Below are 20698 nucleotides of genomic sequence, written 5' to 3' on the forward strand. Positions count from 1 at the left end.
AATGATCCGTATCCGGCATATCCCGCTTTTCCTTGCTTTCGCCGGGCTGATGGCGGTGTCGATGTATCTGCCGGCGCTGCACGGTGTGCTGAACGACCGCTTCCGCGAAGCCCGGGCGTTTTTCTATTCCGGCACGCTGGGGTTGTTCGCCATTGCTCTCGTGACCATCGCACTGTCGGGGCGCCATCGCAAGGCGCGCGGCGGGCTGACCGATCTGGCCGCGCTGTTTGCTGTCTTCACGGTGTTGCCGCTTTATCTTGCCGTCCCGGTTTACGAAGGGCTGCTCACGACCTCGTTTCTCAACGCTTATGTCGAGATGGTGTCATCGCTGACCACTACCGGCGCGACGCTGTTCGAAGCTGACCGGCTGAGCGGAACGATGCACTTGTGGCGCGCCCAGGTCGGCTGGTTCGGCGGCCTGATCATGTGGATTACCGCCGCGGCGATCCTGGCGCCGCTCAATCTCGGCGGCTTCGAGGTCACGGCTTCGGCGGAACGGGGTCATGGCGACCAACCACTGGGCCTTTACGACCGAGCCGATGTCAACCGTCGGCTACAGCGCTCGGTTCGGCAGCTGACGCCGATCTATGTCGGGCTTACCGCCGTCCTGTGGGGCTGCTTGGTGATCGCCGGCGAACGCCCGCTGGTCGGGCTGATCCACGCAATGTCGACGCTTGCCACCAGCGGGATTTCGCCGGTAACGGGCGGGCCGGCGGACGGGCAAGCCGGGCTGCCGGGCGAGTTGCTGATCTTCCTGTTCTTATTCTTCGCCCTGTCGCGACTGACTTTTTCGTCCGACACCCTGACCGTGGCACGGGTGGGACCGCTCAACGATCCCGAATTCCGGCTTGGCCTGTTACTGGTCGCCGGCGTGCCGCTGGTGCTGTTTCTGCGCCACTGGATCGCCGCCTTCGATGTCGATGCGGTCGAAAACTTCGCCGCTGCGGGCCGGGCGCTCTGGGGTAGCATTTTCACGGTGATGAGCTTCCTGACCACCACCGGTTTCGAGAGCGCCGATTGGGCGGATGCGCGCGACTGGTCGGGGCTGGGCACGCCGGGTATGATCCTGCTGGGCTTGTCGGTGATGGGGGGCGGAGTGGCCACGACCGCCGGCGGGGTCAAGCTGCTCAGGGTCTACGCGCTCTACCTCAACGGCCTTCGCGAAATGGACCGGCTGGTGCATCCCAGTTCCGTCGGCCGGGATTCCGGCCACGGCCGTCGTATCCGCCGCAAGGGCGCCTTCGTGGCCTGGGTTTTCTTCATGCTGTTTGCGATCACCCTTGCAGCGGTGTCGGCGGTGCTGGCTGCACTCGGGATCGACTTCGAAAATGCCATTGTCCTGGCAATTGCCGCGCTCACCACCGCCGGCCCGCTGGTAACCGCCGGGGCCGAAACACCGATTTTGCTGGTCGAGATAGGGGCGGCCGCCAAGCTGGTGTTCAGCGCTGCAATGGTGCTGGGGCGGCTCGAGCTTTTGGCGATCATCGCACTTGCCAACCCGACCTTGTGGCGAGGCTGAGTCTCTGGCGTGGCCATTTTGACGCGGCTTGACGGAAGCGCTTGACGAGGGTGGATTTTTGCTCTGGACGCCCGCCCGGTGCCGCGACATACTCGGCTCCGTTACAGGGACGCGTCCGCACGGGGCGCCGGAGCAAGAAAAAAGGCTAAAACCATATGGCTTCCGACAAGCAAAACCTTCAGGATGCATTTCTCAATCATGTCCGGAAGACTAAGGTTCCGGTAACGATTTTTCTGATCAATGGCGTTAAACTCCAGGGTGTGATCACCTGGTTCGACAATTTCTGCGTGCTTCTGCGTCGTGACGGCCAGTCACAACTTGTCTACAAGCACGCGATCTCGACCATCATGCCGGCCCAGCCGATCAATCTTTACGAGGGTGAAGACGCCTCCTGATGGGTGATCCCGCCACAGGAGAACCGGCCGTCACCCGTGCCTGGGTTCTCCATCCCGATATCCGCACAGACGACCGCCGCCGCGACCCGGCGCGCGCGCTGGATGAGGCCGTGTCGCTGGCCGCAGCCCTGCCGGGGCTCGAGGTCGCCGGTGCGGAAGTCGTTCGTCTGCCGAAACCGCATCCGGGGATGCTGTTTGGCAGCGGCAAGGTCGCCGAACTGAAAGAGCGGCTCGAGGCCGCCGAAATCGAGCTGGTTCTGATCGACGGGCCGGTTTCGCCAGTTCAGCAACGCAACCTGGAAAAGGAATGGGGCGTCAAGCTGCTGGACCGTACCGGCCTCATTCTCGAAATCTTCTCAGACCGCGCCGCCACCCGCGAGGGCGTGCTGCAGGTCGAGATGGCGGCCCTTTCCTATCAGCGCACCCGCCTGGTGCGGGCCTGGACGCACCTTGAACGACAGCGCGGTGGTCTCGGCTTCGTCGGCGGCCCCGGTGAAACCCAGATTGAGGCCGACCGCCGCGCCATCGACGAGCAACTTGTCCGTCTGCGGCGCCAACTGGCCAAGGTGGTGAAAACCCGCGAACTGCACCGCAAAGCCCGCGCCAAGGTGCCTTTTCCCATCGTCGCGTTGGTCGGCTATACCAACGCCGGCAAGTCGACGCTGTTCAACCACCTGACAGGGGCTGAGGTGATGGCCAAAGACATGCTGTTCGCGACGCTGGATCCGACGATGCGGCGGGTTAAGCTGCCTGACGGTGGGCCGGAGGTGATCCTGTCCGACACGGTGGGTTTCATTTCGGATTTGCCGACTGAGCTGGTGGCCGCCTTCCGCGCCACGCTGGAAGAGGTGCTTGCGGCCGACCTCATCGTCCATGTGCGCGACATTTCGCATCCGGAAACCCAGGAGCAGGCCGAGGATGTCCGGGCAATCCTCGCCACACTGGGGGTGGAAGAAGACACGCTGCAGATCGAGGTCTGGAACAAGATCGATCTCCTTGATCCCGAGCACCGCGCCGCCGCGGTGAACAGCGCCGCGCGTGACGCCGATATCGTGGCGCTGTCTGCAGTCACGGGGCAGGGGATGGACGATCTGCTCACCGCCATATCCCAGCGTCTGTCGGGGCTGAGACACGAGACAGTGCTTGATTTGCCGTTCTCTGAAGGGCGCAAACGCGCGTGGCTGCATGCCGAGGGCGTGATCGAGGACGAGGAACAAACCGAGGATGGGTTCCGCCTGACGGTTCTCTGGACCGACCGCCAGGCGCAGAAATTTCACGATCTTTAGGGCTACTGCTTCGGCTCCGCCCGCGTCAGTTCCCGACCGGTACCAGCCGCGTGATCCCCACGGCTGCCGCTCTTGCCAAGCCTTCGTCCAGCGACATCGGCACGTATTCGCCGCGTCGCCACAGCGTCGCCATATCGTCGTAGTGGCGGCTGAGCGGATGGCCTGATTGCCCGGTAGAAATCACGAAAACCGAGCTGTCGGGATCGGCGAAATCATAGACCCCGCGATACCCCGCGCCGTGCACGTTCTGAAACGGGTCGGGTTCCACGCCGGATGCGACGCCCCGATTGAGCGTGTGATCGCCGCCCGAGGTCGATTGCCTGATGTTGACGAAATAGCGCAGCAGCGGCACCGCTCCCAGAGCGGCATGGTCATGCGCGACTTGGTGCGCATCGCCCCAGCGCAGGCTTTCCAGCGCCGTGCCATAGCGCTCCGAGAGCCACACCAGCGCCTCGTCAAGTGCCATTTGGGCGGTCTCGGGGCAGGTCTCGACGCGGGTCGATTGCAGCACGTCGCACCAGGCACTGGCGCCATCGATGTCGCGGAACACGCGTTCGAGGAACAACGGATCGACGGTGGCAAATTCCTCGGTCAGTGGCCCGAGTTCGTCCTGTACCAGCCGCCGTTGCAGCGCCCGCATCCAGGCGGCATAAATCAGCGGTTCGGGCAGGTGCTCGTACATCTCGCCGTTCCAGTTGACCAGAAGCTCCAACGCCCTTTGGCGCAGCCGTTCCGGGGAGCCGTCCGGGGCCGGGGTACCGGTGAACCAAAGATCGGCGCCGATCAGCGACAACAGCACCCGCGCCGACCAGCTGACGATATCGAGCTGCGCCTCGATGAAGCTGTCGCGGGTATGGACCTGGCGGCGCTGCATCAGCTCCTGCCAGCGCATCACCCGCTGACTGTCGCCCCAATCGAAGCTGACATGAGCCGGGAACGGGCGCTCTACGGTCTTGTTGTTGGTGTTGCCGACGATCCCGCCCGGCGGCGCAAGAAACTCGGGCCCGGCGGCATAGGGTGATAATCCCTGCCAACGGTTTTCCGACTTCCAGCCAAGGGTCGGTAGCCGGCCCTGGCTTTCGTGGGCTGCGTCGCGACGCGGCATGGCGCCAATGGTCTTCATCGCGATATTGATACGGTCGGCAAGGATCAGGTTCTGTGACGGCGCCACGAAAGGTTCAGCCGCGGCGATGGCGTGAGTGATGGTGTCGGCCTGCATCAGCGCGATCGCCGCGCTCAGCGAGGTGTCCATGCCGGTCAGCGCTGTCCACCGCACCGCGGCGACATGGCCCGGCGGGGTGATGGTGCCCACGTTTTCGTGGCTGGGCGGCAGGACGGGTCCATTCTCGGTCCAGCGCAGGGTCAGCGTAACTGGCGGTGCGTCCTTGATCTCGATGATGGTCTTGCGGGTTTCAAACAGCTTGAAGCCATCGGGCGTGCGATATTCCTCGGGGTTCTCCGGATTGAGCTCCTCCATGTAGAGATCGATGTCGTCCAGGTAGGACGAGGTCAGCCCCCAGCCGAGTTTCTTCGACCGTCCGGTCATCACCGCCGGCATGCCGGGGACGGTGCCGCCGATCACCCCGCCGCTGCCCAGTTCAATCCGTGCCAGGTACCAAATCGCCGGTGCCGAAAACCCAAGATGCGGGTCATTGGCCAGCAGTGTACCACCGGAGGCCGAGCGCTCGGGGGCCGCGGCCCAGGCGTTCGAGGCATTGGCGAATTGCCGAGCGCGAAACGGTGAAAGCGGGTGACGTGTTTGGGGCGGATCGTCGCCGGTGAGCTGCCGGGACCCAGGCAACTCTGGGACCAGAGCGGCATAGTCGGGCAGGGCGGCAATGCCGTTGCCCTGCGCATCGGGCAGGATATCGGCGACGCGGGCCGGATCGCGAAGTGCCAGCTGGGCCCGGGCGCGCAGGATCTCGCGTTGCAGGTGGTGCATGTTCTGCAGCGCCATCAGTTTGCCGGTGGCGATCGAATCCGCCGGTCGCCAGGGTGAAACAGGCGCGTTGAAAAGAAACATTTCCGGCGCACCGCGGCCCAGTGCGCCGCGGTTGATCTCGTCAAGCCGCGCGTTCACGCCCGCGGCGTAGGCCTCGAGCGCAGCCCGGGTTCCGGCGTCCTGCGCCGCGACCGATTGCTGCGCCAGCCGGTAGATGTCGAAGCGCCGCATCAGGCGATCGACGGGCAGTGTGGCCGTTCCGAACACTTCTGACAGCCGTCCCTGCGCTGTGCGACGCTGCACGATCATCTGCCACAGCCGGTCCTGGGCGTGGACATAACCCAATCCGAAGAACACGTCCTCGTCGGTCTCGCCAAAGATATGCGGCACATTGGCATTGTCGCGGATGATCTCGACCGACGCGCTCAGACCGCGCACCGCAAGCGTCTTGTCATAATCCGGCAGCGACCGGGACGCGAGGAAATAGACGCCGCCCAAAACCAGCAGGCCAACAACCAGCATCAGAACCAGCAGCCGCATCAGCCAGCGGAAAAGCCCTGCCATGTCCTGCCTGCCTCCTTGTTCGCGCCCGGCGCCTGCGACGGGAAAAGCCCTTGCCATTCCATGCGGCGCCAGACAAACCTTAAAGCGACGGAATGCAAGGGGAAAGACATGAGCAAGGTTGCTTTTCTAGGTCTCGGCGTGATGGGCTATCCGATGGCGGGGCATCTCGCCGCCAAGGGACACGAGGTTCGCGTCTACAATCGCACGACGGCCAAGGCCGAGGCCTGGGCCGCCGAACACGGTGGCGATTTTGCGCCGACACCGCGTGAAGCTGCGCTCGGGGCCGAGTTCGTGATGTCCTGTGTCGGCAATGATGACGATCTGCGCGACGTCTGCAGCGGCACCGATGGCGCCTTTGCCGGGATGGACCCGAACACCACCTTCGTCGACCACACCACGGTGTCGGCCGCGGTTACGCGCGAGCTTTACGCCGAGGCCGCCGCCAAGGGCATCGCTTTCGTCGATGCACCGGTCTCGGGTGGCCAGGCCGGGGCCGAAAACGGCGTGCTGTCGATCATGTGCGGCGGCGACCGGGCCGCCTATGACGGCGCCGAACCGGTGATGGCGGCCTATGGCCGTTCGATCAAGCGTCTGGGTGAGTCCGGGGCAGGGCAACTGACCAAGATGGTCAACCAGATCTGCATCGCCGGGCTGGTGCAAGGATTGGCCGAGGGGCTGCATTTCGCTCAGAAGGCTGGGCTGGACGGCAAATCGGTGATCGAGGTGATCAAAGGCGGCGCAGCCGGCAGTTGGCAGATGGAGAACCGGCACGAAACCATGCTCGACGATTTTTTCGAGTATGGCTTCGCGGTGGACTGGATGCGCAAGGATCTCGGCATCTGCCTGTCCACCGCCAACGAAAACGGCGCCTCGCTGCCGGTCACGGCGATCGTCGATCAGTTCTACAAGGATATCCAGAAGATGGGTGGCGGTCGCTGGGACACGTCCTCGCTGATCCGGCGGCTGAACGCGGCGGGGTGACCCTCGGCGTGGCCGGAAAAGCGGGATGACCTGGAACCTGTTTCATCAGATCGCGATCGGTAGCGGCCTGGTGCTGGGTTCTGTGTTGCTGTCAGGTGCAATCTTCTTCGCGCTGGAAATCGTCATGGCGCGGTCGCATCTCTGGCTGATCCGCCGGCCACACCTGCCCAAGCTGATCCTTGTGCTGATGGTGTCGGTCGTGGCCGCGCTTGGCATGATCACGGTCAGCGTCTGGGTTTGGGCCTTCGCCTACTATCATCTCGACATCTTCGTCACTTTTGAAGCGGCGCTGTATTTCTCGCTGGTCAGCTTCACCACACTGGGCTTCGGCGACATCATCCTGCCGCCCGAATGGCGGATCTTGTCGGGAATGACAGCGGCGAACGGGTTTCTCAATATCGGGATGATGTCTGCGGTGGTGCTGGAAACCTTGCGGGTGGTGCGCAAGAACCAGCTGGCGTCTTGAACATGGTTGCCTGCTGAGCACGCCTGCTGGCAAAAAGGAACGGAAACATCTTTAATACGTAGGGCAACGCCCGACCGCGGGTGGGCGGCCCATCGGATGATGGTGAGCGGCTTATGGTTCCACCTGCTTTCAACGCTTCACCGATGAGCGGCGTCGAAACGCGCGCGCCCCGGGGGGCGGTCGGGCGCTGCCCGGTCCGCTGACGCGGCTGTTCCGTGCAAAGGAAAGAGGTCGAACCGATAGTGTGGTCAAAGAGATCGGCCGACACGCCCGACTTACCGGGCGCGCCGGCATATCTCACGCAGGTGCTATTCCTGGATCGTTTGATCGATGATGCCGTAGACGCAGTTCGACGGAAACTTGCCGCCGTTGTTCTTGGCAAGCTGTGTCAGGTCCGGAACGCCGCCCTCCAGAAAGGCATCGAAGGTTCCGCCGCCCTTGCCTTCGGGGCCGTGACAAATTGCGCAACTTGACTGGTATTCAAGCTGACCCTAGCCCCTGAGCCACGGAGACTGTTGCGCAGAAACCAAAAACCGCACTTAAAATATGCGTCGATATCCGCTTGTTCATAGCGTTCTGCCGTCGTTAGATTTTCATCACGACGCGCTTCAATAGGTAGTTTGCAGAAATTTCGGGAACCGTGCAACTTATGGAGGTGCGGCGTCATATCCCAAACGCGTCGTCACCGCGCGGTGGCCGTGTCGTAAGATTGCAGAATGATGGGCGGACGGACTTGCCGCCTAGTGCGGCGCGGTGTTCGAAAAAAGCTGGATCACAACGATCCCGGCGATGATCATCGCAAGGCCCGCGATGGCGGCGAAATCGAGGCTCTGGCGGAACACCACGAAGCCGATGATCGCGATCAGAACGATCCCAAGCCCCGACCAGATCGCATAGACCACGCCCACCGGCATGTATTTCAGCGCATGCGCCAGAAGCCAGAAACTGACACCATAACCCAGCACCACGACCACCGACGGCATCAGCCGGGTGAACTGCTGACTGGCCTGAAGCGCCGTGGTGCCGATGGTTTCAGCCAGCACCGCAAAGAACAGGATGATATAAGGCATGGTCAGGCTCCTTTCCGCAGTGGATGCCGCGAGATTGGCGCATTTTTTTCCGCAGCGCGAGACGGGAACACCCGCCCGAAGCAATTTTCACGCAATGTATACCGTCGCACACATTGACTATTCGGATGCAACCGGATAGGCGAATGGCCAAGCAGACCAAGCCTTCAAACAAGCGTGGAGACACCGCCATGGCGAGCCGCCAAACCCCCGACATGATCTATACCAAGGTTGACGAAGCCCCGGAACTGGCAAGCGCCTCGCTCTTGCCGATCATCCGATCCTTCGCCGCCGCCGGCGGGATCGAGGTCGAGACCCGGGACATCTCGTTGGCCGGCCGTATCCTGTCGCTGTTTACCGACTGTCTGAGCCAAGATCAGCGCGTATCCGACGACCTGGCCGAACTGGGCGAACTGGTCAAGACGCCCGAGGCCAACGTGATCAAGCTGCCCAACATCTCGGCTTCGGTGCCGCAACTCGAAGCCGCCGTTGCCGAACTACAGGCCCAGGGCTATGCGTTGCCCGACTACCCGGCGGATCCGCAGACCGACGAGGAAAAGGAGATCCGCGCCCGCTATGACCGGGTCAAGGGCTCGGCGGTGAACCCGGTGCTGCGTGAAGGTAACTCCGACCGCCGCGCCGCGAAGGCGGTGAAGGAATACGCCAAGGCCAACCCGCATTCGATGGGCGATTGGAGCGCCGACAGCCCGACCTGCGTGGCTTCCATGCCTGGCGACGACTTTTTCTCCAACGAGAAATCCGCCACCATCACCGCGGGCCAAACCGGTAACGCCAAGATCATCTTCACCGATGCGAACGGCAATGAGACCAAGCTCAAGGGCGGGCTCAACTATGAAGAGGGCACCATCGTGGATGCCACCTTCATGTCGGCGAAGGCGTTACGCGCCTTTATCAAGCAGGAGATCGCCAGCATGCAGCCCGGTGTGCTGTTCTCCGTCCACCTAAAAGCCACGATGATGAAGGTGTCCGACCCGATAATCTTCGGCCACTTCGTAAGCGTCTATCTCGAGGATTTCATCGCCAAGCACGGGCAAGCGCTCGACTGGAATCCCAATGACGGCATCGGTGATCTCGAGGCCCAGATCGCCGGCAACGCCGACATGGAAGCCGATCTCAAGGCCGCGTTGGCCGCGCGCCCGCCGATGTACATGGTGAACTCGGATAAAGGCATCACCAACCTGCACGTACCCTCCGACGTGATCATCGACGCCTCGATGCCCGCCGTGATCCGCGCCGGCGGCATCGGCCGGGGCCCGGATGGCAAGCCCGCGCCGACCAAGTGCTGCATTCCTGACAACTGCTATGCGCCCGTCTATGATGAGACGATCGAGTATTTCAAGGCCAACGGTAAACTCGACGTCACCACCTGCGGCGCGGTCTCGAACGTCGGTCTGATGGCGCAGAAGGCCGAGGAATACGGGTCGCATCCCACCACCTTCGAGGTTCCGGCAGACGGCACAATCCGCATCGTGCTGGCCTCGGGCGAGGTGCTGCACGAACATGCCGTGGAGAAAGGCGATATCTGGCGCTCCTGCACCGTCAAGAAACTGCCGATCGAAGACTGGATCCGGCTGGGCATCCGCCGCCACAAGGCGACCGGCACCTCGGCCTTCTGGCTCGATGCCAACCGCGCCCATGACGCCGAGCTGATCAGATATGTCGAACCGGCGCTGAAAGAGGCCGGGCTCGACATCCCCATCATGGCGCCGCGCGAAGCCACCCGCTTCACTCTGGAAAACATGGTCGCTGGCCGCGACGTGGTCACCATCACCGGCAACGTGCTGCGCGACTACCTCACCGACCTGTTCCCGATCCTTGAACTGGGCACCTCGGCCAAGATGCTGTCGATCGTGTCGCTGATGCAGGGCGGCGGGCTGTTCGAAACCGGCGCCGGTGGATCTGCCCCGAAACATGTCCAGCAGTTGATGGAGGAAAACCATCTCCGGTGGGACAGTCTGGGCGAATTCTGCGCCCTTGGCGAAAGCTTCAAGTTCCTCGCCGACAAGGGCCGTGCCAAGGCCGGCGTGCTGGGTGCGGCCGTTGAAGAGGCGACGCAGAACGTCCTGCTGAACGGCAACTCGCCCGAGCGCAAGGTCGGCCAGAACGACAACCGTACCTCGCATTACTGGTTTGCGCGCTACTGGGCCGAGGCGCTGGCCGGGCAGAACCAGGACGTCGAACTGGCGGCACATTTCGCGCCGATGGCACAGGCGCTGGCCGACAAGGAAGAGGCGATCCTTTCCGAGTTGATGGCGGGCCAGGGCCAGTCCGTCGATCTCGGCGGGTACTATCACGGGGATTCCGACAAGACGGCCGCGGTGATGCGCCCGAGCGCGACGCTCAACGCCATCCTCGGCTGAACGCCGGACCCGCAGTGCTGCGTTACGGGCCGCTTCCTCCGGGAGCGGCCCAGTTCGCGCAAAACTATGCTGGAGTCCCTGGTCCATGGAGTTATGTGCAGATCGGCTTTGACGTCGAAATCGGACGGTAGTCCTGCTGTAGTGACTTCACCTATGTCGGCGGCAAGTCCCGGATCGGACGCCTCTGCGCGATTGCGCGGCACGTTGAGATCGGCGCGGTAAGCATCCCACCGGCTACCTCGCAACCCATCCGTTTCAACACAACCGGCGGCATTTCCGACGCGTGGCCGGGTACAAGGAGATTGAACGCGCCGGGTTTGATCAAGGCCCCGGCGTCGTGATCGGCCATATTGTCTGGATCAGCTCGCAGGCGGCATTCATGCGTGGGGTGACGATCGGCAACGGCGCCATCATCGGCGCGGGCGCGGCATTCACCCGTGAAGTTGCACCCTACTGCATCGTCGGAGACGTGCCGGCGAAGGCAATCCGCAAGCGCTTTGCGCCCGACATTGTTGACCGGTTGCAGGCGGTGGAATGGTCGAACCTGGACATCGGGCAGTTGTCCGGTCTCCCGGTCGACAATGTCGAGGCCGCGATAAAGCGGCTTGAGGCGATCCGGGCCGGGCAGGGCGCCTAGCGCATCTGCTCGACCCGCCTGAGCCGCAGCATCAGCAGGACGGCAAGCAAGCTCAACACGAAAACTCCCGTCGCCAGCGGCCGGATGGAGCCATCAAAGGCCAGCCCCAACGGCGCCGCCAGCGCCATGGCGAAGACAGTCGAGATCCCGCCGATCACCGAAGCGGCCATACCGGCGATATGGCCCAGCGGCTCCATTCCCATGGCGTTGAGATTGCCTATCGTGACTCCAGCCTGAAAGAACATGCTGGCCTGCCAGAACAGGAACAGTGCAAACTCCCACGTGGCCGGCAAGGCGATATACGATAGAGTCAGCATCATGCCCGAGATTGCCACCTGAACGGCGAGGGCCACGGTAACGATCCGGCGCATGCCGAAACGCATCACCAGCCGCGTGTTCAGCAGGCTGGCCGCCGCCACGCCGAGACTGAGGAAAAAAAACCAGACCGGAAAGGTGTCGGCCCGCCCGAAGGTTTGATCGAAGATCGGCTGCACGCTTTGCAGCATGGCGAAGAACATGCCGAAGCATAGGGTCAGCACCAGCGTCACAAGCCGCACCATCGGCAGGGCGAAGGCTTCGCGGGCGGCGGCGACGACGACGCTTGCCCGGAACGGCCGACGATTGCCGCGCGGCAGGGTTTCCGCAAGCCGCAGTTGCATCCAGGCCGCGCCAATGCTGCCGAACACCAGGAAGGCTACGAAAACGCTGCGCCAGCCGCCGCTGAGCGCGATGATGCCGGCGCCGATCAGCGGCGCAACCGCCGGGAACAACACGAAAATCATCATCACGAAAGACATGATCCGCGCCATCTCGCGCCCGGCGAACAGGTCACGGATAACCGCCATGCCCGCCACCCGCGGTCCGGCGGCGCCAAGCCCCTGCAACGCCCGGGCCAGCAGCATCAACTCCAGCGTCTGCGCCAGCGTGGCCAGCGCGGCACCGATCAGGTAGAGCCCAGCCGAGGCCAGGATCACCGGCTTGCGCCCAAAGGCGTCCGAAACCGGCCCCATCACGAAGGTGCCGAGCCCCAGCCCGATCACGAAGAAGGTCAGGATCAGTTGGGCGCGGTTCGGCGCCTCGGGCGTCAGTTCCGCGGCCATCCGGGGCAGGGCGGGCAGCATCGAGTCGATGGAAAACGCGACCATGGCAAACAGCATCGCCATCAGCGTGATAAATTCGACCCGGCCCATACCGGCTTTCGGCGTCCGGGCCTGCCCCGCGGCAGTGCTCATCGCAGCACCGCCGCCAGCCAGTCGCCGGCGCGGTCGAGCGCCGCGCGCCCCTCGGGGATCACCCGCGTAAGTGAGATGAAGGCATGCACCTGACCTTCGAACTCGACGAGCTCTGCCTGGCCGCCTGCCTTGTCCAGCGCCTCGGCCAGCAGATAGGCATCGTCGCGCAGCGGATCGTGCCCGGCGGCGATAATCAGGGCCGGCGGCTGGCCGGCAAGATATGGCGACAGGACGGGGGAAACCCGAGGATCGCTCAGGTCTCCGTGTTGGCCGAGATAAAGCTTGAGATACCACTCCATCCGCGTTTTGGGCAGCACGAAAGCGTCTCTCAGGCTCTCCATCGCCGGGGTCTGCATCCGCGCGTCGACGGCCGGATAAATCAGCAGCTGCGCCGCAGGTGGCGGAGCGCCGGCCTCCGCGAGGTCATGGATCAGAACCGAGGTCAGATTGGCGCCGGCACTGTCGCCGCCGACTGCCAGCCGGTCGGGCGCGATGCCAAAGTCGCCGCCGCGGTCGAGAAGCGCCAGATAGGCGGCGCGCACGTCGTCGGGCGCTGACGGGAACGGATGCTCGGGGGCTAGCCGGTAATCGTACGCGATCACCCGAATGCCGGCCCGTTCCGCCAGCGCGCCGCAGGTCCCATCGTGGCTGGCAAGCCCGCCCTGCACCCATCCGCCGCCATGCAGATAGATCAACGTCGGCTGCACTGCATAGGGATCGGCGCCGCGAGAGACATAGATCCGCGCGGGCCTGGATCCGGCAGCGCCGGGGAGGGTAAGGTCGTGACGCGCGATGTTGTCGGGGCAGGGCCGGTCGAACCGGGCCACCATCGCGTCCATCTGCGTCCGGCTTTCCTCGACTGTTGGCAGGCTGTCTCCCCCGCGCAGCAGCGTCGCAAGTTCGCCCACGATCTGGGCGCTGGCGTCCATCCGGCGACCGTCCACTTCGTGTAGACGACCGGCGTAAAGCGCGTGCTGCAGCGGCGCGGGCAAGGCCATTTTCGCTGCCGCCCAGACGACGCGCAGCCTGCTCATTCCGACGCTGCCGTGATCTGCCCGGCGATTTCGTCGATGACCCTCAACCAGAGTTCGGTCGGCTGTGCGCCCGGCACCGCGTGCTGTCCTGCGACAATGAAAGTTGGCACCGAGTTAACTCCCATCTTGCGAAATCCCGCTTCCTTCTCCGCAAGTTCGGCCTTGTCTTCGTCCGTGTCGAGAAGCCGCAGGATCACGCCCGCATCCAGCCCTGCGCTGTCGGCGATATCGGCCAGTACTTCGTGATCGCCGATATCTCGTCCTTCCTGGAAATAGGCGCGGAACAGAGCCGCCACCACCGGCGTCTGCCGGCCCTCGATCCCGGCCCAGTGAATGAGACGGTGCGCATCCTGCGTATTCGGCGTGCGCTTGATCTTGTCGAACTCGATCTCCACGCCAGCCTTCTGCGCGTGTTCCACGATCGGTTGATAGGCCTGGTATGCTCCGTCCTTGCCACCGAATTTCGCTTCCAAATAAGCCCGGCGCTCCATGCCTCCGGCGGGCATGTCGGGATTGAGCTGGAACGGGTGCCACTCGACGATGAAGGGATGTTCCGGACGCTGCTCCAGCGCCCGGTCGAGCTGAGTTTTCCCGATGAAGCACCAGGGGCAGATCGGGTCTGAGATGATGTCGAGCTTGACCATGGGCCGTCCTTTCGCGTGGGTCCGGCCTTGATAGGCAGTGCGCGGGGCGGGAACAAGGCGTTTTGCCGGCACCCGGGACCGGTCACCGCCGGTGGAGCGCCTTCAAGGCCTGGCGCTGCAACTTGCCGTTGGCATTGCGCGGCAGATCGCGCAGGTGCACCCAGAGGCGGGGTTGCTTGTATCGTGCCAGGCGCTCGGCCGCGTAGGCCGCAAGCGCGCTGTCGTCGAGCGGCGCGGCCGCCGTGTAGAACGCCGCGATCACCCGGGTATCGGCCTTGATCTCGATATCTGTCACGCCGATCTCGTCCAGTCCGGGGAAATCGTGTAGCGCCGCCTCGACCTCGAGCGGCGACACCCGATAGCCACCGGCATTCATCATGTCATCGACGCGGGCGTGGTATTCGATCTGGCCATCCGCGGCCATGCTGCCATGATCGCCGGTCAGGAACCATTCGCCGCGGAACCGCGCCGCAGTTTCCTCTTCCGCGCCGAGATAGCCCAGCATCAGCCCCGGGTCGCGTTTTGACACCGCGATCGTACCGTCCGCGCCCAGTGGCACCGGTTGGCCCGCGTCATCGACGATCGCCACCCGGCGGCCCTTCTGCGGGCGGCCCAGCGATCTGGCCGCGACGTCTGGCTGGCCCGGAGCAGCAGAGATGAAGGTCGAACATTCCGACATGCCAAACGCCTCGTATAGCTTCGTCCCGCTGGCCATTTCCCAGCCGCTGCGGATGGCTTCAGAGAGTTTTTCCCCGGCGCTCAGCCCATGTCGCAGCTTCGGCAGCGACAGATTGGTGTGGTGCTTAAGAATTTTTCGATAAACCCCTGGTGTTGCGGCAAAAATGGTTACGTCATGGCGCTTGAGCAAAAGCGGTAGCTGCTCGGGCGCCACGCCGGGTGCCGGAATGAGTGCGGTGGCGCCGATGCTCCACGGGTCCATCAGCCCGGTGCCGAGCGTGTAGGTCCAGTTGAACGCGCCGGCATGCAGCAGCCGGTCGCTCTCCTGCAGCCCATACCAGCCCTGATGCATCATTCCGCGGGCCCAGATTGCACGGTGGGCGTGCATCACTGCCCGCGGTTTCCCGGAGGTTCCCGAGGTGAAGATCACATAAGCCAGCCTGTCGGGATCGCCCATGTCATAAGAACAAGGTGACAGATCGCGCATCGCTTCGAGATCGGCCTGTGCGATCACCGTCGCGCCGGGGGCGTCGGGGCACGCGATGCCGTCTCCCAGCAGGATTGCAGCCGGGGAAAGGGTGTCGATCATTGACGCCACTTCACGTTCGGTGAGCTGCGACGAGGTTGGCACCGGCACCAAACCCGCGGCAATGGCCCCGAGATAGGCGATGGGGAACTCCACCGTATTGCCCAGCCGCATCAGCACGATGTCGCCGGGCGCCAACCCCGCCTGCATCAACCCCGTGCCGGTACCGCGCACGGCCGCCTCCAGCTTTGCGTAGGACCAGCGCTCTGCCTTGGCCGGGCCCAGAACCGCCAGCGCGATCTTTTCAGGCGACGCATGTGCCCGGCCCAGAACATGGGCGGCGAAGTTGAACGGCGCGGGGCAGGGCGGCCAGGGGCCGTCGTCGAAGAGCGAGTGCATGTCGCCTTGCTACGGCGCGATAAGGGGCATTGCAAGTATCGGTGCGGGCGCGAAAAACACGATGACGAAGCGCGGCCAGCCCTCTTTGGTCGGGATCGTTTGTGAAAACTTTGCCCGCCAAAGTCCCGAACCGCTGAGCAGGGTGAGTGGGCGCGAAGCTTGTGCAAATCAAAGGGGGCGCAGGAACAGGCCGCGAAACCGGCGGATTTGCGGCGCCGGATGCTTTCGAAAACCGGAAACGGCCGGGTGCCGACCACCGTGTCGCAACCGTCCAACCCGGACGACGCCGTTTGCGGCTCCAGACCGAAGGCTTCGAAGCGGTCGGATGAGGTGCGGCGATGCCGTCCACACCGATGGCTCGGTGGCATGCGACGTGATCTCGGTCAGCCAGGAGGACGCCACGGTGCTGTGGGTGACCTCGCTGGTATGAGTTTCACCGGCCGCGGTTGTTTCCCCCGGATCGCCCGCGATCCGGTTCGCGCCCGACCCCGCCCCCAGGGCGGGCGCGACATTGCAGCGTCTCAACCGAACGCATCCTTGGCAAATTGCTCAGAGGTTGCGCCAAGCCGACAACCGCCCTCGGGGCCGGGCGCGAACCTCTGTTTCGTTCCTAAGCCTCGGTAGTCGGGGGCAGTTCGGTTTCCGGCAACTTGTGAGCAGGTTTTTCTTCACCACACTCCCATTCCGGCCCTCCGAAAAACTCCCAAAACTCGGCCAGCATTTCGCAGCGCTTCTTTGGTCCCAGATCATCCCCAGAAACCGTCCACACCGTGCCGATGGCTGCCGCGAGGCCCGTCCTCAACAAAGCCAGCTTTTCGAACCACGGCTTGGCTTCCAGCTCAAGATCGTCTTTCGCCTTGGCTAGTTCCTTCTCCAACTGCGCGATCCGGGCGTTCAGACTGCCAATTTCTTCGCGCAGAGCCTGTTCCGAAGCCTCATTTTGCGGCTGATTGGCAAGGATATCCCCGATCCGTTTGAGGTTCGCCGGGACCAATTCCAACGATCTTAGAAACTCGGGCGTCTCGTTCAACCATTGTGCGGTTTCCATGCCAAACTGCTCAAAGCTTTGGTTGATACTCGCCGCAGCGTAAGTAACTGAAGCCACGGCACTTCGCGGGTGCCGGAACAGGTGGGTCACGTTCTCCGGTTCATACTCCGGCTCGCGCGATTGCCCCGCAGATTTTTCAGCTTCGTATTCGGCGCGAATATCCTCGATCTTCTCGGCGATATGCTCGGGACCCTTGTCCCAGTCCTGATCCGGGATCAGGGCGACGCAGCGCTGAAGCTCCCAGTCGAGCGGTTTGCCGAGGAACTGCTCGAAATCGAAGGCCACCTCATGGGATTTTGCATATCGCGTACGATTGACAGATTGGAAGTTGGAACTGTTTTTCGCGCATGCAGTGCCGCAGCGCCGCCACAATCATAGGGGAAAGTCGTGAAAAACCGCTTCGGCTGAAAGCGTTGCCGCATCAATAGCCCCACCCACCGGTGGTGGATTTTCTTCGACTAGGTTGCGTGTAACTTGGCTAGATGAACGTGCTCTTTCCACCAGGCTGTTGTCCTCGTCTGCTCGTAGTTTACTCACGATCACGGAACAGATCACACAACCAAGGGTAACCCATGCATCACTTTCGTTGAAATCAGTCCCGTGCGTTGCTTCAGAGTCCATGACTGTTAGCGCACGCAAAGCACAACGCGAGGCAAACCAGACCGACAAAAAACGATCACCCAACTCAAGGTTTTCAACGATTGTGCTGAACCGTGGTTCCACGTCCATTCTACGCACTCGACATTAGCAAAATTTCACGCCATATCCCCTTCATGACAGACCTCGCTCACATCCGAAATTTCTCCATCGTGGCCCATATCGACCACGGCAAGTCGACGCTGGCCGACCGGTTGATCCAATCGACCGGCACGGTCAAGGACCGCGACATGAAGGAACAGTTGCTCGACGCCATGGATATCGAGCGCGAGCGCGGCATCACCATCAAGGCCAACACCGTACGGATCGACTACACCGCCGACAATGGCGAGGCTTACGTGCTGAACCTGATCGACACGCCGGGCCATGTCGACTTTGCCTATGAGGTCTCTCGCAGCATGCGCGCCGTCGAGGGCAGCCTGCTGGTGGTCGACAGCACCCAAGGGGTCGAGGCGCAGACGCTGGCCAATGTCTATCAGGCGATCGACGCCGACCACGAGATCGTCCCCGTTCTGAACAAGATCGACTTGCCGGCCTCGGATTGCGACCGCGTCGCCGAGCAGATCGAGGACGTGATCGGCATCGATGCCTCGGGCGCGATCCGGGTTTCCGCCAAGACGGGCGAGGGGATCCACGAGACGCTGGAGGCGATCGTCAACCAGCTGCCGCCGCCCAAGGGCGACCGCGATGCGCCGCTGAAGGCGATGCTGGTCGACAGCTGGTACGACGCCTATCTCGGCGTGATCGTGCTGGTCCGCATCATCGACGGGGTGATGAAAAAGGGCGAGCGGGTCAAGATGATGTCGAACGGTTCGGTCCACCTGATCGACCGGATCGGCGTGTTCCGCCCCGGCATGATGCCGGTCGACGAACTGGGCCCGGGCGAGATCGGCTTCATCACCGCCTCGATCAAGCAGGTCCGCGACACCCGCGTCGGCGACACCATCACCCACGAGAAGAAGGGTGCCGAGAAAGCGCTGCCGGGCTTCAAGCCCAGCCAGCCGGTGGTGTTCTGCGGCCTGTTCCCGGTTGACTCGGCCGAGTTCGAAGACCTGCGCGACGCGATCGAGAAACTGGCGCTGAACGATGCTTCGTTCTCCTATGAAATGGAAACGTCGGCCGCTCTGGGCTTCGGCTTCCGCTGCGGCTTCCTCGGGCTCTTGCACCTCGAGGTGATCCGCGACCGGATCGAGCGGGAATACGATATCGACCTGATCACCACCGCGCCTTCGGTGATCTACCACGTCTACATGAAGGACGGCTCGCATTTCGAGCTGCACAACCCCGCCGACTTCCCCGACCCGTCGACCATCGACCACCTGGAAGAGCCGCGGATCAAGGCGACGATCCTGGTGCCCGACGAGTTTCTCGGCGACGTGCTGAAGCTCTGCCAGGACCGCCGCGGCATCCAGCTCGACCTGACCTATGCCGGCTCGCGCGCGATGGTGGTCTATGACCTGCCGCTGAACGAGGTGGTGTTCGACTTCTACGACCGGCTGAAATCGGTGACCAAGGGCTATGCCAGCTTCGATTACCAGATGACCGGCTATCGCCAGGACAACCTGGTGAAAATGTCGATCCTGGTGAATGAGGAGCCGGTCGATGCCCTGAGCACCATGGTCCACCGCGACCGGGCCGAGACGCGGGGCCGGGCGATGGTGGAGAAACTGAAAGACCTGATCCCGCGCCACATGTTCAAGATCCCGATCCAGGCGGCGATCGGCGGCAAGGTGATCGCGCGCGAGACGCTGTCGGCCATGCGCAAGGACGTGACCGCGAAATGCTATGGCGGCGACGCGACGCGAAAGAAGAAGCTCTTGGAGAAGCAGAAGGCCGGTAAGAAGAAGATGCGCCAGTTCGGCAAGGTTGATATACCTCAGGAGGCATTCATCTCGGCGTTGAAGATGGATGGGTGAGCAAGCCGGCAGAGCCACAGCATGAGCAATGAGTCACACAAAGTTGATCAAGAATTATTGAGTATTGGCGAGTATATTCATCAATACAGAGGCTTTTTTGATCTTCTAAAGCGGGCCGACGGGCCAAGCAAACCGTTAAAAGAAACTCTGATCTCACTTGACTTAATGTCAAATGCGGTCTCAGCTTCATTGCTAAGACAGGTCGCGGAGGGTCATTTAACCGCCGGCGAAATCCTTTTGAGGTCAGCCTTCGAAGGGCACGCTATTTCAGTGAAAATTCTCACACACAGCGAAGGGCCAGAATTTGCTAACTGGGAGTACAACTCATGTCTTGGAATTTTTTCAGCAGAAAAGGACATTAGGAGACTTCTGGAAATCAAAAAAAAGGCCAGTGCAATGGCAGCCTCTGAAAGTGCTGCCTTTGGTGAAACGTCCCAAACCTATATCGAAAAAGACATAGATCAAAGAGTTGAGAGCCTGAAAGAAGTCTGCAAAAATAAACGGATTAACCTCAATCCAAAAACGAAAAAGGGCCTATCGCAAAAAGACTACAATAACATCGCAGATAGCTGGCGTTTCGAGAGCCTGTGTGATCACCTTTCAAATGTCGGGATGCCCATTATTTTTGATGCGCTGGACTCCTACCAATTTGGAAGTAAAGCTGCGCATTTTGCATCGGAGAGCTTGTTGTATCACGAAAGCATGCAGCCTGGGTTCATGGTGGACAGCGGGAAGCCACACCGAGATCGTTTTGCCTATAACTGTCTTCGAATGATCGCCGAGCGAAAGCAGTTACTTTGGAAAATTCTGAAATTGGACGGTTACCCGCTTGAAAAGTCCATGGTTGAATTTTTTCGAGAACTCAAGAACAGAAGACATGTGGCCGTTTCGGGCGAGTTGCTCGGACTTTTTACGGTCAAGAAAGTAGACGGTCTAAACTTAACAATCGAGGAAAAGTCTCTGGCTGATGAAGAAGATTACCCAGCTGACAAGTTGTTCAAAGAGTAGTATTGCGGCGACAGGCGTCGAGATAAAACGTTGAAATATGCTGACCCGACAATCGGAAAGTTGCACATCGGTTAGTTGTTGACACCTGACGTTTATCCACTTGAACCAAAACCAAAATCTCACTTATCCACAGGAAATCCCCACGCAATTTCAAGGACTTATCCCCAAGAAATTTGCGCCGCCGCGCATTTTTCCCTTGCCCGACTCACCCATGCGGGCGCAGCCTGAACTTAACGCAAGGGGTCGCAAGATCCCGAGCGGGACGCGGCGGTCTTCCGGGGCTGGAGCGGGGAGGGGATAGGTTACACCGAACCCGGC

At 62.2% G+C, this 20698-nt stretch carries 17 protein-coding genes and 1 pseudogene; 9 read left to right on the forward strand and 9 right to left on the reverse strand.

Annotated features, from left to right (window positions below; all coding sequences use genetic code 11):
* Window position 1 precedes the first annotated feature (1 nt).
* From NO357_RS01465 to hflX, 3 genes are all read left to right on the forward strand, one after another.
* On the forward strand, window positions 2–1519 hold the full coding sequence (locus NO357_RS01465; protein ID WP_306733833.1) for a TrkH family potassium uptake protein: 1518 nt from the start codon (window positions 2–4) through the stop codon (window positions 1517–1519).
* Between the two features lie 155 nt (window positions 1520–1674).
* On the forward strand, window positions 1675–1914 hold the full coding sequence (hfq, locus tag NO357_RS01470; protein ID WP_306733834.1) for an RNA chaperone Hfq: 240 nt from the start codon (window positions 1675–1677) through the stop codon (window positions 1912–1914).
* Window positions 1914–3200, forward strand: a complete 1287-nt coding sequence (gene hflX / locus NO357_RS01475) for a GTPase HflX (protein ID WP_306733835.1) — start codon at window positions 1914–1916, stop codon at window positions 3198–3200. The genes hfq and hflX overlap by 1 nt, the downstream gene beginning before the upstream one ends.
* Window positions 3201–3225: 25 nt before the next feature.
* On the opposite strand, the gene NO357_RS01480 is transcribed toward hflX, so the two are convergent.
* On the reverse strand, window positions 3226–5706 hold the full coding sequence (locus tag NO357_RS01480) for a penicillin acylase family protein (protein ID WP_306733836.1): 2481 nt from the start codon (window positions 5704–5706) through the stop codon (window positions 3226–3228).
* Window positions 5707–5814: 108 nt separating this feature from the next.
* Between NO357_RS01480 and NO357_RS01485 the strand changes: the two genes are divergently transcribed.
* Window positions 5815–6687 (forward strand): NAD(P)-dependent oxidoreductase, encoded by an 873-nt coding sequence (locus tag NO357_RS01485; protein ID WP_306733837.1) that lies wholly within the window; start codon window positions 5815–5817, stop codon window positions 6685–6687.
* Between the two features lie 25 nt (window positions 6688–6712).
* A complete protein-coding gene (locus tag NO357_RS01490; RefSeq protein ID WP_306733838.1) occupies window positions 6713–7153 on the forward strand; it encodes an ion channel in 441 nt (146 codons plus the stop codon).
* A 308-nt stretch (window positions 7154–7461) separates the two neighbouring features.
* On the opposite strand, the pseudogene NO357_RS21390 reads toward NO357_RS01490, so the two are convergent.
* Window positions 7462–7626: pseudogene (locus NO357_RS21390) on the reverse strand (c-type cytochrome); the annotation flags it as partial.
* A 267-nt stretch (window positions 7627–7893) separates the two neighbouring features.
* Window positions 7894–8223, reverse strand: a complete 330-nt coding sequence (locus tag NO357_RS01495) for a DMT family transporter (RefSeq protein ID WP_306733839.1) — start codon at window positions 8221–8223, stop codon at window positions 7894–7896.
* Window positions 8224–8411: 188 nt separating this feature from the next.
* Between NO357_RS01495 and NO357_RS01500 the strand changes: the two genes are divergently transcribed.
* Window positions 8412–10601: an NADP-dependent isocitrate dehydrogenase gene (locus tag NO357_RS01500; protein WP_306734754.1), complete on the forward strand. Its 2190-nt coding sequence runs from the start codon at window positions 8412–8414 to the stop codon at window positions 10599–10601.
* 283 nt (window positions 10602–10884) lie between these two features.
* On the forward strand, window positions 10885–11238 hold the full coding sequence (locus NO357_RS01505; RefSeq protein ID WP_306733840.1) for an LbetaH domain-containing protein: 354 nt from the start codon (window positions 10885–10887) through the stop codon (window positions 11236–11238).
* Here the strand turns inward: NO357_RS01505 and NO357_RS01510 are convergent.
* From NO357_RS01510 to NO357_RS01535, 6 genes are all read right to left on the reverse strand, one after another.
* Window positions 11235–12470 carry an MFS transporter gene (locus tag NO357_RS01510; protein ID WP_306733841.1) on the reverse strand — a complete coding sequence of 412 codons (1236 nt, stop codon included), beginning with the start codon at window positions 12468–12470 and terminating at the stop codon, window positions 11235–11237. The two genes, NO357_RS01505 and NO357_RS01510, sit on opposite strands and share 4 nt — an antisense overlap.
* A complete protein-coding gene (locus NO357_RS01515) occupies window positions 12467–13504 on the reverse strand; it encodes an alpha/beta hydrolase (RefSeq protein WP_306733842.1) in 1038 nt (345 codons plus the stop codon). The genes NO357_RS01510 and NO357_RS01515 overlap by 4 nt, the downstream gene beginning before the upstream one ends.
* The gene (locus NO357_RS01520) at window positions 13501–14148 is read right to left on the reverse strand and encodes a DsbA family oxidoreductase (protein ID WP_306733843.1); all 648 of its coding nucleotides are present in this window, start codon (window positions 14146–14148) and stop codon (window positions 13501–13503) included. Before NO357_RS01520 ends, NO357_RS01515 begins: the two co-directional genes overlap by 4 nt.
* 82 nt (window positions 14149–14230) lie before the next feature.
* Window positions 14231–15751, reverse strand: coding sequence for a class I adenylate-forming enzyme family protein (locus NO357_RS01525; RefSeq protein ID WP_306733844.1), 1521 nt, complete (start codon window positions 15749–15751; stop codon window positions 14231–14233).
* 610 nt (window positions 15752–16361) lie between these two features.
* The gene (locus NO357_RS01530; protein WP_306733845.1) at window positions 16362–17084 is read right to left on the reverse strand and encodes a hypothetical protein; all 723 of its coding nucleotides are present in this window, start codon (window positions 17082–17084) and stop codon (window positions 16362–16364) included.
* An 87-nt stretch (window positions 17085–17171) separates the two neighbouring features.
* Entirely contained in the window at window positions 17172–17528 is a 357-nt protein-coding gene (locus tag NO357_RS01535) for a hypothetical protein (protein ID WP_306733846.1), read from the reverse strand.
* Between the two features lie 44 nt (window positions 17529–17572).
* Here NO357_RS01535 and lepA point away from each other — a divergent pair, with 44 nt between their 5' ends.
* Window positions 17573–19372 carry a translation elongation factor 4 gene (gene lepA / locus NO357_RS01540; RefSeq protein WP_306733847.1) on the forward strand — a complete coding sequence of 600 codons (1800 nt, stop codon included), beginning with the start codon at window positions 17573–17575 and terminating at the stop codon, window positions 19370–19372.
* A gap of 21 nt (window positions 19373–19393) precedes the next feature.
* Complete coding sequence (locus tag NO357_RS01545; RefSeq protein ID WP_306733848.1) at window positions 19394–20380, forward strand: DUF5677 domain-containing protein; 987 nt, start codon at window positions 19394–19396, stop codon at window positions 20378–20380.
* Window positions 20381–20698 lie beyond the last annotated feature (318 nt).

Origin of the sequence: Marimonas arenosa, from assembly GCF_030848945.1 — a bacterium.
GTDB lineage: Bacteria > Pseudomonadota > Alphaproteobacteria > Rhodobacterales > Rhodobacteraceae > Marimonas > Marimonas arenosa.